Below are 12,302 nucleotides of genomic sequence, written 5' to 3'. Positions count from 1 at the left end.
GGCCGGAGGCGTCTGGGCGAGCGCATCCGGGGCCAGTGCGCAGAGGCAGGCACCCAGGGGCGCGGCGAGGAGGGCACGGCGAACGGTGGACATAGAGGTCGTGCGGGGGAACGGGCCAGTGTTGAAAGGTCAGCGGCCCCTATACACGGAAGCCGTCATCGGGGGCGGATGAGCGGTCCGTGTCTGGACGATGCATCGCGGCGCGGACTAAGGGTCAGGGAAGAAGGCTCTCGGGTTGAAATGCCGACGGTGGCGACATCGCCCCACTCCGGGTGTGGGGAACGCCCCAGAATGCGTGTCCCATGCGTTTATTCCTGGTCGCTGTGCTCGCGGGCGTCCTCGCGGGGTGCTCCAAGGGGGATGACCTCAAGACCGCCGCTCTGAGGGTCCAGATTCATTACGAAGGATTTCGGCCGGGCTGCGTGACCCTGACGGTCACGGATCAGACAGAGGTCTCCCGGAGCGTCACGACGAACGTGAACGTGAAGCCGGACCCGGCGCCGGGGACGCTGTCCGTCGCGGTCTTCAGGCAGGCGGGCTGGAGCAACGACGTGAGGCTCCTGGCCACGGCGCAGGAGCGGTCCTGCGAAGGCGCCCAGGTGGCGACCGCGGAGACGAACGCGAGCCTGGAGAAGAACGGCGTCACGACGGTGGACCTGTCCCTGGGGGCCACGGATGGTGACGGGGATGGCTTCGTGAGTCCGGCGAACGGAGGCACGGACTGCGCTGACGATAATGAGGACCGGGGTGGTCCCACGGCCTGGTACACGGACGCGGACGGAGACAAGTACGGCAGCCGCTTCCTGGACCCGGTGCTGGCGTGCTCGGCGCCGTCGTTCAACACGACGAGCCGCGCGGGGGACTGTGACGACAACGACTCGAGCATCAACCCCGGCGTGCAGGAGTCCCGGTGTGACAGGCGGGACGACAACTGCAACGGCGAAGTGGATGAGGCATTCGACCTGGGCGGTGCGTGTGTCAACGCCTCCAACTGCCCTGGCGCGAAGATCTGCTCCAATGGCGTCGCCGTCTGTAACAGCACCGTCACGCCCACGGCCTACTACCTCGACGAAGACGGGGATGGGAAGGCAGGGACATTGGGGGGAACGACATGCGAACCGCCTCCCCTGAACTCCAAGCCAGAAGCCGAGGATTGCGACGAAAGCTCCCGCTACCGCGCTAGCGGAACCCCGGAGGTCTGTGACCGGATCGACAACGATTGCGCCGACGGGGCCGACGACGGCCTGACGTGCAATGCGACGTGGAAGCCGTTCACCACGCCGGACAGCACCAGTTGGAAGACGATCGCGACGGATGGATCGGGAGGGATTTGGGCCGCGGGGGATGGCGGCAATCTCGCCCGGGGCCGGATGGACGGCACGGGAGGCAAGTCCGTCACCTGCGACGGTGATTGGAAGGCCGCGTGGGCCTCGTCCTCTGGAGAGGTGTTCCTCGCGGGTGGCAAGGACTCGTCGAGCCGCTTCGCACAGGCGGCCGCGACCGCGAACACGTGCACGCTGGAGAGCAACACGAACGGGCAGGTCCTGAACGGCCTGGTCGGCATCGTGAGCGCCACGGGAGGATCGCTGACCCTCTATGGCGTCACGGGTGGAGGCCAGACCTTCCGGTGGGCTCCGCCCGCCGCTCCGGAGCGAATCGAGACCGCCACCGCCGACGCCAGCCTGCGTGCCATCAGCGGCGTGGGCGGTCCGGAAACGCTCCTGGCGGTGGGAAGCAAGAGCGAGGGCTTCGTGCCGACGCTCAAGCCCCGTGCGTTCCGCTTCGACGTGGCGAGCTCGACCTGGGTTAAAGAAGAGCTTCCGGCCACGCTCGTGGGCGAGCTGCGAGGCGTCCACGTCGTGAACGCGAATTACGCCTTCGCGGTGGGTGACAACGGAATCGTCCTGGAACGCGTCAAGGGCAAGTGGAGTGAGATGAAAACCCTGCCCGCGGCCTTCGCGAGCCGCAGCATCCAGGACGTCGTGGCCTTCGGAAAGACGGCGGTCTACGTCGCGACCACCGAGGGGGTCGGCGCCGGAGGGGCCGTCCTCTTCTTCAATGGAAGCGACTGGATCACGGTCCATACGGACGCGAGGTCTCCCGCCCGGTCTTTGAGGTCGCTGGATGCGAAGGCACCGACGGGCATCGTCACCGTGGGCGACAGTGGTGCTGGCGCCAGCTTCATCGTGACTCCCTGAGCGTCATTGTCATGGACCTGCGCGCCGAAGCCCTGACCCTCCGCTACGGCGCCCGCACCGTGCTGGAGCCCACGGACTGCCACGTCCCACCCGGCACGCAGGCACTGGTGCTGGGGCGCTCGGGTTCGGGCAAGACGACGCTGCTCAAGTCCTTCGCGGGCCTGCTGCTCCCCTCCTCCGGCCGGGTGACGTGGGACGGTCAGGATGTCGCCAGGCTCTCGGCGCCGGAGCGGCGAGCGCAGCAGGCGTCGTTCGGCTTCGTGTTCCAGACGGACGCGCTCTTCGACTCGCTGACGGTGCGGCAGAACGTGATGCAGCCGCTGTTGCGGAGGCATGTGCCGGAAGCCGAAGCCCGCGAGCGCACGGACGCGGTGCTGCGCTCGGTGGGCCTGGCGGACGCGGCGGACACGCTGCCGGAGCGGCTGTCCGGCGGCATGAAGAAGCGCGCGGGGCTCGCGAGGGCCATCGCGGCGAGGCCCGCGGTGCTGCTCGCGGATGATCCGTTCGCGGGCCTGGATCCGGGCACGGCGCGGCAGGTGGCGAGGGTGCTCCTGGAGGTCGCCGGCCAGGGAACGCTGCTGGTGGCCGCGCCGGAAGCGCCGGTGGACCTCCCCCTGCCCCGCTGGTTGTACCTGCGAGGAGGCAGACTGGTGCACGATGGGGCCCCGGCGCCGGAACTGGAGCGCGCGCCGGACGAGGCCCTCGCATGATCCCGCAGTGTCCCCACCCGTGAGCACCACCGCCCTGGCCTGGCTGGGACGCTCGGCGATGCAAGCGGTGGGCGGCGTGGGCGCGCTGGCCCTCGTGGCGGGCCGCACGGCCTGGGCCTTGCGCGGCCTGGAGCGGCGCGAGCTGGCACGAGGGCTGGTGCAGTTCGGCTACGGGTCGCTGCCGCTGGCATTGGCGACGGCGGCGCTCGCGGGCGTCATCGTGGTGGTGCAGGCGTCGCTCTACATCCAGCGCTTCGGAGCGCGGGCGTTCCTGGGCTGGGCCGCGGGCTACGGCGTGCTGTGGGAGTTCGGCCCGCTGCTGCTGGGGCTGATCATGTCGGCGCGGATCGGCGCGAGGAACGCGGCGGAGCTGGCCACGCTGAACGTAGGCGGACAGATTGAAGGCCTGCGAGGCATTGGCCTGGATCCGTTCGCGCTGCTGGTCGCGCCCCGGGTGGTGGCGATGGAGGTGAGCATGCTGGCGCTGAGCACGTTCACGTTCCTGGTGTCCATCCTCTGCGAGGCGGTGGCGGCGAAGCTCACGTTGGATCTGCCGGTGCGCGTGTTCTTCGGGACGTTCGCGCAGATGCTGAGCCCGTCCGACATCCTGGGCGGCGTGGTGAAGACAGGAGCGTTCGGCCTGGCCATCTCGCTGGTGTCCACGGCGGTGGGGCTGCGGGCGAAGGGAGGAGCCCGCGCCGTGGGTGAGGCCGCGGCGAGCGCGGTGGTGCTGAGCTGCGCGGCCATCTTCCTGTTGGATTTCCTGCTGACGACGGTGCTGTCGAGGCTGCTCGGATGAAGCGCGTGCTGACCTTCTTCGGGGCGCCGGGGGTGATGCTGGCGCGTACGGTACGCGCGGGCACGCGGGAGGGCATCCCCTGGCGCGAGACCCTGGCGCAGGTGCACGAGCTGGGTGGGCGCAGCGTGTGGCTGGTGATGTCCGGCATGGCCTTCTTCGGGGCGGTGCTGGTGATGATCGCCAACGCGCAGGCGAAGAAGCTGATCGGCAACGTGGCGGTGCTGGGCCCGGCCTACTTCGAGATGCTCATCCGCGAACTGGGCCCCGCGGTATCGGCGCTGCTGACGGCGTCGCGAGCCGGGGCCAGCCACTCCGCGGAGCTGGCCACGATGAGCGTGAACGAGCAGGTGGAGGCGCTGGAGATGTCAGCGGGGGATCCGTACGCGGACCTGGTGGCGCCCCGGGTGATCGCGGGGCTGGTGGGGGTGCCGCTGCTGAGCGTGCTGGGGACGGTGGCGGCGACGGCGTCGGCGGTGTTGGTGGCGAGCGTGGCGTTGGACATCGACGGCCGGGCGTTCATGGACCCCAGGTACGTGGATGGCTGGGACCTGCTGGTGGGAGGACTGAAGGTGTTGGGCTGCGGGCTGTACATCCCGCTCGCGGCGGCGGTGGCCGGGTTGAATGCCCGGGGCGGCGCGGAGGCGGTGGGCGAGGCGACGACGGAAGGCGTGGTGGCGGCCAGCCTCGGCTGTCTGTTGATTGACCTGACGGTGTCGCTTGCGTTCCAGTTCGTGCGCCTGTGAATGACACCGGTCCGGACACGCTGGTCTTCGACGACGTGGCGATCGCCTTCGAACAGGGCCGCCGCGTGCTGGACGGCTTGAGCGCGCAGGTCTCCACGCGAGAGCTGACGTTCATCGCGGGAGCGAGCGGTTCCGGCAAGAGCGTGCTGTGCCGGCTGGCGGTGGGGCTGCTCAGGCCCGAAGCCGGCAAGGTGACGCTGTTCGGGGAACGGGTGGACACGCAACCGGAGCGGACGCTGGTGTCCCTCCGGCGCCGGGCTCCGTATCTGGTTCAGGGCCCCGCGTTGCTGGACTGGAGAACGCTGCGGGAGAACGTGCGCCTCGCGGATCCGAACGCCCCGGAGGAAGCGGTGGAGAAGGCCTTGGACCAGGTGGGCCTGAAGGAGTGGGCGGACCGGCTGCCGCCGGAATTGGGGCCCGGGGCGAAGAAGCGAACGGCCATCGCGAGGGCGCTGGTGCTCAAGCCGCGCTACCTGCTGTTGGACGAGCCGACGACGGGATTGGACCGGAGGGCGGCGATGCAGGTGGAGGCGGTGCTGGCGTCGTTGAAGGAGCAGGGCCTGGGAGCGCTGGTGGTGTCCCACGACTACCGGCAGCTGCGAGAGATTGCCGACCGGGTGCTGGTGGTGGCGAAGGGGCGCAATGCGTACCTGGGGAGCCCGGAGGGATTCCTCAAGTCCCCTGCCCCGGAGCTGCGGACGTTGACGGCGCCGTTCATGGAGGGCGCGACGGATGGATGAGCAACGGCTGGAGTTGAAGGTTGGAGCGCTGGTGCTCGCGACGCTGGTGGGAGTGCTGGTGTTGCTCTGGTTGATGGGAGAGCTGACGCTGGGCCGGGGCGCGAAGTTGGCGGTGGACTTCGCGCACACGGGCAACGTGGTGCAGGGAGCCCCGGTGAAGCTGGGAGGCGTCCAGGTGGGCAAGGTGGATACCATCCAGCTCCTGGCGGACCGAAGGGACGCGAAGGGAATCCCCCTCCCCGTCCGCATGGACCTGTCGGTGGAGCCCGCGGCCAGGGGCGCCCTGCGCAAGGACGCCCGGGTGACGGTGGGAACGGTGGGCATCTTGGGTGAGCCCTATCTGGAGTTGAATCCAGGCAACGCGGACGCGCCGCTGCCGGAGACAGAGGCACTGCGAGGCGTGGATGCGCCGCGCCTGGACCTGCTGTCGGAACAGCTGACCAAGTTCGTGACGTTGCTGTCGGACATGCTGGAGAAGGATCCGGAGGCCGTGACCGGGCTGGCCGCCAACGTGTCGAGGCTGGCGAGGACGCTGGACGAGGTCCTGACGGAGAACAAAGGTGACGTGAAGGTCCTGGCCTCGGAGCTGGCGGCGGCGTCGAAGGACCTGAGGCAGCTCGCGCAGCTGGCGAAGGAATCCATGCAGCCCGGAGGCAAGGGAGCCCGGCTCCTGGACGACGCCTCCGCCGTGGCGGCCGTGATGCGAAAGGACCTCCCGGGCCTGACGAAGTCCGCCGGAACGACCCTGGACGGTCTGGCGGCGGTAACGGGCCCACTGACGCCGGAGGACGGCCAGCAGGTGAAGCTGGCCCTCCAGCGCTTCACTGCCGCCGCGGGCCAGTTGGAACAGATTGCCACCAAGGCGGACCGGATCCTCGGTCAGCTGGACGCAGGAGAAGGCACAGGGGGAGCCCTGCTCAAGGACCCAGCCCTCTACGACGAGCTGAAGACCCTGATCACGGACTTGCGCAAGCACCCGTGGAAGGTCCTCTGGAAGGACTAGTACAGGAGTTAGCCGTGGACACGAAAGTCATTCGCGTTGACCTGTTACACGAAGTGGATGCCCTGATCCTGAGCGGCGAAACGATGAGGGCAATTGGCTTCATCAAGAATGGCATGCAGTGCCGGCTCTACGATGCGGTGGAACTCATGGAAGCCCGCTCTCGGGAGCTGGAAGAGATTCATGAGAGCTGGCGGCAATCCAGGCTGGCGTATAGACAAACCTTGACGCCTGGGTATTGGCGCTCACATGCCCTCACGAATCTGGAGGCATTACCTCAGCCGCCGCTGGCACTCGAAGCGCTCTGGGATGGAGACAGCTACGGTTGGATCCTCTTGGTGAACGCCATTCTTCCAGGCGCATCACACGAGCATCCGCGGTTTACGGCTGTTCAGCTCGTCGCAATGCAGGGCCCCAGCAGTCACATGGGCGAAGTCGCTCTCGAAATCGGCCGGGTCGCGCAGGACCGATGGAAGGTTCCGCTCTATTTCCCTTTTCGGGAACCGTCTCTCAGTGAGAGCCGATGGTGGGACGCCCACCCTTCCTGACCCTGCGTGAAGAGTCTGCCGCCGCACAGGCCACTCTTGGAGTACGGCCCATCGGACTGCGCGATAGGCCGTCACCGTTAGCGGTTGACGCCTCGACTCAAAGCGTCGTTGGGACCGGCACTTCTTCCGCGGGAGCCGCAGCAGGAGCCTCATCCTGGACCACGGGCGAATTCAGCGTCCAGGAGCGACCGTAGGTCGTGCCAATCGCCCGGTAGGTGGCACGCTTTCCGCAACCCGCGACGCCCGTCGTGACCGGATCAATGATCGACGTCTTGAGCTGCGCCCTTGGGCACCCCAGGTCGAATTCCGCGCGGGCCCTCACGTCCGGCATCCAGGAGCACTGCCCCATCCTGCAGCGCAGTTCGTAGATGCCCTCGGTGTTGCAGCCGATCATCTGGTACCGGTTCTCACCCAGGTACTGGGGCGTCAGCTCCGCGTCGCACTGGAGATCCTTGGCGGCGATCTTCTCCAGGTTCGCATAGCGCTTCGAGTTGATGGACGGCCCCATCTGGGAGAAGTCCACCTTGGAGTTGCTCCGGCGGCCCCCGCAGCCCGACACCAGGAACGCCACGCCAAGGCCCACGACCGACAGTCGAATGAGGTTCATGGGCGCCCATCTACCATGGGCTCCCATGAGGGTCCCGCGTTACTGCATCGACAGGGCCCAGGTGTAGTTGCCGTTCGAGCCCAGCCCGACCAGCGTCGTCTTGCACGTGGCGGTAGTGCTGCCCTTGGACGTGGCCGAGCCCGCGGGCGTCCAGTACCCGGACGTCCCCAGGATCGGGTTGGGCGGGGTCCAGATGCTGCTCATGTTGAAGCGACAGGTCTTGCTGCCGCTCGTGTACTCGAAGACGACGGCGGAGTTGGTGCCGCAGTCCGTCTGGTGCACCCCCGAAATCGAGTTGGCCGCCACCGAGCTCAGGGCCGGGATGACCGCGGCACACCCGTTGAAGTAGGAGTTGGTGATCGCGCTCGTGGTGATCTTGTTCTGCACCGTGAACGTCAGCGTCGCCGCTTCAGCCGAACCCACGCCCAGCGCAGACACCGCGACCGCAGCCACAACCGTCAAGCTTTTCATGGACAGCCCCCAAGGAAGGGGAATCGCTTCCCCATGACCAGTTAAACGATTCCCTGAGGCCTTGTCCAGACAGCTTGAACTCGCCATTCATGCAACGCATTGAGAGGAAAATTCTCGCCAGGCTCGCCTCTCATCCGAGTCACGTTTGAATCGCCTGACGCCAATCGTGGTCAGTCCCGACTTCGGTTGCGTCAGGGCGGTGACGCCTCCGGACTCTCCGACAGCAGATCTGACAGAAGCATCTGCTCCTCACTCGGCGAGAGGTCGAAGTGGCGGGCTGCCTCCGTGATGATCTGGAGCAAGGGAGTCTGCGGCTCCTCGGCCCTTCGCACCGCGATCCTGCGGGCTGCGCTGCGCAGCGCCTCTCCCCTGGGACGAAGACTTTCACGCATGACGACACCTCTCTTGAGAGCGGCCGCGCCATGCGGCCCCTCTCTCCAGGCTTCGGATGCGATCTCGTCGAAGCAAGGATGGCAACGGACGTGGGAGCAGGCGCTCCCCGTCATCCCCCACCCACGGGGAGCGGGCGGCTCGCAGGGCGGCGCGTGCCTTCTCCACGCTTCGCTGGCGATTCAGCGTTGGGGTTGGACCCTTCTTCAAGGAACGAGGCAACGGACATGGCAGCGCACGACATCCCCGGCTCCGGGCAGCAGGTAGGAAGCCCCACGCAGCGCACGACGGCCGTCCCGCTCGACGAGCGCCGCCGCATGCGCCACGAGGCCCGCACCTCACAGACCTACAAAGCCTTCCTCAAATACCTGCGCGACGTGGGCCAATTCCCGAGCGACCAGGCCGCGGAGGACGCCGCGGTCTCCGTGCTGTGCGTGCTGGAGCAGCGCCTCGTCGGTGAGGAGGACAAGGACCTGGAAGCGCAGCTGCCCATGAAGCTGCGCGAGGTCATGGTGCGGTGCGACCGGCACGAGGCCGGCCCGCCGCCCCGGAAGTTCGGCCGGGTGGAGATGCTGGCGATGGTGGCCGAGGACCTGGACATGGATCCCGACGACACCGAACCCGTCATCCGCGCCGTCTTCAGTGCCATCCAGGCACAGGTCTCCATCGGAGAGAGCGAGGACATCGCCGGGGAGCTGCCGCCGGACCTGCGCGACCTGTGGACCCACCCCACCTGACGCCCGCCGGGATGGCTCATTGACGTCCGCTCATGAATGGCTGTGAGCTGTCGGCAACATGGACTCCATCTCGGAGATCGAAGTCTTCATCAAGGCCGTCGACCTCGGCGGCTTCACACGCGCGGCGGAGAACCTGGGGCTGACGCCTTCGGGCGTGAGCCGGATCGTCTCACGGCTCGAAGGCCGGCTGGGGGTCCGGCTCCTGAACCGGACCACCCGCAGCCTCAGCCTCACGGACGAAGGGGCCGTGTACCACGAGCACTGCACCCGCATGCTCGCGGAGCTCGAAGCCGTCAACGCCACCCTGGCGCGGACGAGCGTCACGCCGCGCGGCCGCCTGCGCGTCGATGTCCCCATCCCGCTCGCGGACTATGTCGTCGGGCCGGCGCTGCCCCGGTTCCTCGAACGCTACCCGGACGTGTCCATCGACCTCACGGTCCGCGACCGGCTCATCGACCCCACGGCCGAGGGCGTCGACGTGGTCCTCCGCCTCGCGCCAGCGCGGGACTCCGAGCTGGTGTCGCGACGGCTCGCTCGCGCGCGCTCCATCCTGGTCGCCTCCCCTGCCTACCTCGCCGCGCACGGGAGGCCTCGGACGCTCGCCTCGCTGCGCGAACATTCGTGCATCGCGTACCTGTCGAACACGGGCCCCCTCCCGTGGCGGTTGAAGGGAGCCGGAGGCGAGGTCACCTTCGCCGCCCGGGGCAGGCTCGTCGCCGGCTCTGGCAACGTGCTCACCCACGCGGCCCTGGGCGGACTCGGCATCATCCAGACCTTCGAGTACCACGTGGCGGAGGAGCTGGCCCGGGGTGAGCTCGAGGTCATCCTCGAGGACCTCGAGCCCGAGCCACGCACCGTCTTCGCCCTCTTCGAACGGCACAAGTCCGCCGTTCCCAAGGTCCGCGTGTTCCTGGACTTCATGGTGGAGCTCTTCGCCTCCCGGGCGCCGCTGTCCACGAAACGCAAGCGCCGCTAACGCACCAGCCGGAACCCGATGTCCGGCCCCAGCTTCTGCACGTAGCCGAGCAGGATGTTGAGGTAGCCCAGGGACTCCAGCCACCGGGCGTTGCGCAGCGGCCCCGCGTCCACGGCGTCGAAGCCCAGGTCCTTCCCCAGGCCCAGGACGCGCTCCTTGCCGGAAGCATCATCGGAGGCGACGAGCAGGCTGAGCTTCTCGCCCTTCACCTGTCCCTGGTCCATGTGCTGAGCGAAGACCGTGTTGAACGCCTTCACCACGCGCGCCTGGGGGGCCTTCTTCTGCAACTCCTCCGCGCCGCTCGTGGTGAACCCGAGCGCCAGCTGCATGTCGGCGGTCAGCGCGTTCGTCACGTCCACCACGACCTTGCCGTTCACCGCGTCGCCCAGCGTGCGGAGCGTGTCGTCCAGCGCGCTGAAGGGCACCGCCAGGAACACCACCTCCGCCCACGCGGCCGTCTGACGCACGGCCGCCGGATCCTTGCCCACCGCCTTCACCTCGTGCCCGGCGCGAGCCAGTCCGCGCTGCAGCGCCCCGCCCACGTTCCCCTTGCCAATGATTGCAATCTTCGTCGCCATGGTCTTGCCGTCCTCGTGAAGGCCGGAGCGGTGTGCTCCGGAACGGTTGGCAATATGCGGAACGGGCCGCGCGCGAAAAATGCCTGGGTCGTCACGTCACCTGTGACGGGGCGTCATGAAACCCGGTGACCTGAGTCACCGAGTTCTGATGCGGCTTCAGGCGGCGGAGACGACGGTGCCCTGCGCCAGGGCACACAGCGTCTCCACGCCGTCCTTCACGGCGAAGACCTCGCACTGGCAGACGGCCTGCCGCTTCCCGGCGGCCTTCGCCTGGGCCCGCGCGATGAGCAGCGCGCCCACGGCGGGCTTCAGGTAGTTGATCTTGTACTCGGAGGTCAGCGCGTTGCCGCCCAGCGCCAGCCCGCCGGCGAACGTGATGGCGTTGTCCGCGAGGTAGCTGAGCACGCCCCCATGGACGAAGCCGTGCTGCTGCTTCAGGTGGTCCACGATGGGCAGCCGCAGCTCCGCCGTCCCAGGCCCGGCGCTGGCAAGCTGCGCGCCGATGAACTGGCTGAAGGGCTGCGACGCGAACACCCGACGCGCGAACTCCTGAGGATCATCCATTTCATTTCTCCTGAGGTGCGTCGGGCCTGTCGAGCGCCCAGGTGCCATCCTCCCAGCGCTTCAAGGCCTGCTGGGCACAGAACGGGATCATTCCTTCGCCCTTCGCGGCATCCTCCAGGACCGCCTTGGAGTCGGCGGTGCGATAGCGAAGCAGATGCGCGGCGGCCATGACGCGCACATCCATGCGCTCATGCTGGAGCAGAACGAGGAGCGCATCACGTCCGGCATCGCCGTGAGCCAGTAGCTTGTCGACCGCCACGCCGTACTTCCGGGCGTGCTTGTTCGCGCTCCTGGAGTCGCTTCGCCAGGTGGCCTCGGTCTGGGCGGCCACGTTCAGCGCGAATTGTTCGACCAAATCCTCCAGCGTCATCGCCAGATTCCCTTGCTGAAGTTCTCGATGGCCTGCAACCCGAATTCGCGTTGAGCCGCGTAGGACTGCGTGCTCAGCCACTGTCGCACGGTCAAGGGCGAACCCGTAAGGTCTCGTCGGATCGTCGAGTAGAACGAGCTGATGCGAGAGTGCAACGATTTCTCCAGCGGAATGACATTATCTTTGTTGTGCACTGCCTGCGGCCCGAACCGGTTCACGTTGCCCGGTGTCTGCTCGACGATGTGATGCCACTCCTGCCCCGGGCCCGCCGGCCCCATTGCCTTCTTGAACCCGCTGAAGGAAGCCCAAGCCCTGGAGCCGCCAGTGTTTCCCCCATTGGCGGCCATGGCTAACGCTCCAGGCGCCAATGCGATGGTGACGGACTCCGCGCTCACCGCGACCGTTTCCACGCTCCCAATAGCGGCGAGCCGGACTCCCAGCTGCGCCTCGGCCTGCACGGCTGCTTGCGCGGCGCCTGGGAGGTTAGAGATCTTCGTCGCCAGCCCTGGCGCCGTGCTGCCAATCGCCGCTGTGGCCAACACGGCGAAGGCACGTGCCGCATTGCGACCCATGACCCTGCCGTACTGCTCTCCTTCCACACGCAGTTCCTCGAACGTGGTGGCGCGGTCCGCGGCGTCCACCAATTGTTTGAACCCGACGATGAGAGCCCAGAAGGTGTCGACGCCCACGTATGCGATGAGCGTGGCGGTCATCACTGCGGCGAGACCTTTGGAGAATGGCTCGGGCAAGCCCCTATCGACGCACCCCCTTGAAGACGAAGTCGCCATTGGATTCGGTGGTCATCACCCACCCGCTCCATCCGCTCGCGGGCCGCTCACTCCCTCTTATCGAGCGGTTGAGATATCTGGGG

At 67.6% G+C, this 12,302-nt stretch carries 14 protein-coding genes and 1 pseudogene; 9 read left to right on the top strand and 6 right to left on the bottom strand.

Annotation, left to right across the window (positions count from 1 at the left end; genetic code table 11):
• Positions 1-422: 422 nt before the first annotated feature.
• From D7W81_RS34200 to D7W81_RS34170, 7 genes are read left to right on the top strand one after another with little or no spacing between them, the layout of a single operon-like run.
• Positions 423-2,198: a putative metal-binding motif-containing protein gene (locus tag D7W81_RS34200; protein ID WP_158621749.1), complete on the top strand. Its 1,776-nt coding sequence runs from the start codon at positions 423-425 to the stop codon at positions 2,196-2,198.
• 11 nt (positions 2,199-2,209) lie between these two features.
• The gene (locus D7W81_RS34195; RefSeq protein ID WP_120559589.1) at positions 2,210-2,908 is read left to right on the top strand and encodes an ABC transporter ATP-binding protein; all 699 of its coding nucleotides are present in this window, start codon (positions 2,210-2,212) and stop codon (positions 2,906-2,908) included.
• 19 nt (positions 2,909-2,927) lie between these two features.
• The gene (locus tag D7W81_RS34190) at positions 2,928-3,707 is read left to right on the top strand and encodes an MlaE family ABC transporter permease (RefSeq protein ID WP_244227611.1); all 780 of its coding nucleotides are present in this window, start codon (positions 2,928-2,930) and stop codon (positions 3,705-3,707) included.
• A complete protein-coding gene (locus D7W81_RS34185) occupies positions 3,704-4,450 on the top strand; it encodes an MlaE family ABC transporter permease (protein ID WP_120559588.1) in 747 nt (248 codons plus the stop codon). The genes D7W81_RS34190 and D7W81_RS34185 overlap by 4 nt, the downstream gene beginning before the upstream one ends.
• On the top strand, positions 4,447-5,190 hold the full coding sequence (locus D7W81_RS44255) for an ABC transporter ATP-binding protein (protein WP_120559587.1): 744 nt from the start codon (positions 4,447-4,449) through the stop codon (positions 5,188-5,190). The genes D7W81_RS34185 and D7W81_RS44255 overlap by 4 nt, the downstream gene beginning before the upstream one ends.
• A complete protein-coding gene (locus D7W81_RS34175; RefSeq protein ID WP_120559586.1) occupies positions 5,183-6,193 on the top strand; it encodes an MlaD family protein in 1,011 nt (336 codons plus the stop codon). Before D7W81_RS44255 ends, D7W81_RS34175 begins: the two co-directional genes overlap by 8 nt.
• 14 nt (positions 6,194-6,207) lie before the next feature.
• A complete protein-coding gene (locus D7W81_RS34170; RefSeq protein WP_120559585.1) occupies positions 6,208-6,738 on the top strand; it encodes a hypothetical protein in 531 nt (176 codons plus the stop codon).
• A 97-nt stretch (positions 6,739-6,835) separates the two neighbouring features.
• Here the strand turns inward: D7W81_RS34170 and D7W81_RS34165 are convergent, their stop codons facing one another.
• Positions 6,836-7,345 carry a hypothetical protein gene (locus D7W81_RS34165; protein ID WP_120559584.1) on the bottom strand — a complete coding sequence of 170 codons (510 nt, stop codon included), beginning with the start codon at positions 7,343-7,345 and terminating at the stop codon, positions 6,836-6,838.
• 39 nt (positions 7,346-7,384) lie between these two features.
• Complete coding sequence (locus D7W81_RS34160) at positions 7,385-7,816, bottom strand: hypothetical protein (protein WP_120559583.1); 432 nt, start codon at positions 7,814-7,816, stop codon at positions 7,385-7,387.
• A 617-nt stretch (positions 7,817-8,433) separates the two neighbouring features.
• Between D7W81_RS34160 and D7W81_RS34155 the strand changes: the two genes are divergently transcribed.
• Positions 8,434-8,943, top strand: a complete 510-nt coding sequence (locus D7W81_RS34155) for a DUF2267 domain-containing protein (RefSeq protein ID WP_120559582.1) — start codon at positions 8,434-8,436, stop codon at positions 8,941-8,943.
• A 58-nt stretch (positions 8,944-9,001) separates the two neighbouring features.
• A complete protein-coding gene (locus D7W81_RS34150; protein WP_120559581.1) occupies positions 9,002-9,919 on the top strand; it encodes a LysR family transcriptional regulator in 918 nt (305 codons plus the stop codon).
• Here D7W81_RS34150 and D7W81_RS34145 read toward each other — a convergent pair.
• From D7W81_RS34145 to D7W81_RS34130, 4 genes and pseudogenes are all read right to left on the bottom strand, one after another.
• Positions 9,916-10,497 carry an NADPH-dependent F420 reductase gene (locus D7W81_RS34145; RefSeq protein WP_120559580.1) on the bottom strand — a complete coding sequence of 194 codons (582 nt, stop codon included), beginning with the start codon at positions 10,495-10,497 and terminating at the stop codon, positions 9,916-9,918. The two genes, D7W81_RS34150 and D7W81_RS34145, sit on opposite strands and share 4 nt — an antisense overlap.
• 156 nt (positions 10,498-10,653) lie before the next feature.
• Entirely contained in the window at positions 10,654-11,061 is a 408-nt protein-coding gene (locus D7W81_RS34140; protein ID WP_120559579.1) for a PaaI family thioesterase, read from the bottom strand.
• A gap of 1 nt (position 11,062) precedes the next feature.
• Positions 11,063-11,431 (bottom strand): DUF2019 domain-containing protein, encoded by a 369-nt coding sequence (locus tag D7W81_RS34135; RefSeq protein ID WP_120559578.1) that lies wholly within the window; start codon positions 11,429-11,431, stop codon positions 11,063-11,065.
• A pseudogene (locus D7W81_RS34130) lies at positions 11,428-12,180 on the bottom strand (AHH domain-containing protein); the annotation flags it as partial. The pseudogene D7W81_RS34130 and the gene D7W81_RS34135, both read right to left, overlap by 4 nt.
• Positions 12,181-12,302 lie beyond the last annotated feature (122 nt).

The organism is Corallococcus aberystwythensis (assembly GCF_003612165.1).
Lineage (GTDB): Bacteria > Myxococcota > Myxococcia > Myxococcales > Myxococcaceae > Corallococcus > Corallococcus aberystwythensis.
This window is presented reverse-complemented; position numbering and strand designations above follow the sequence as displayed.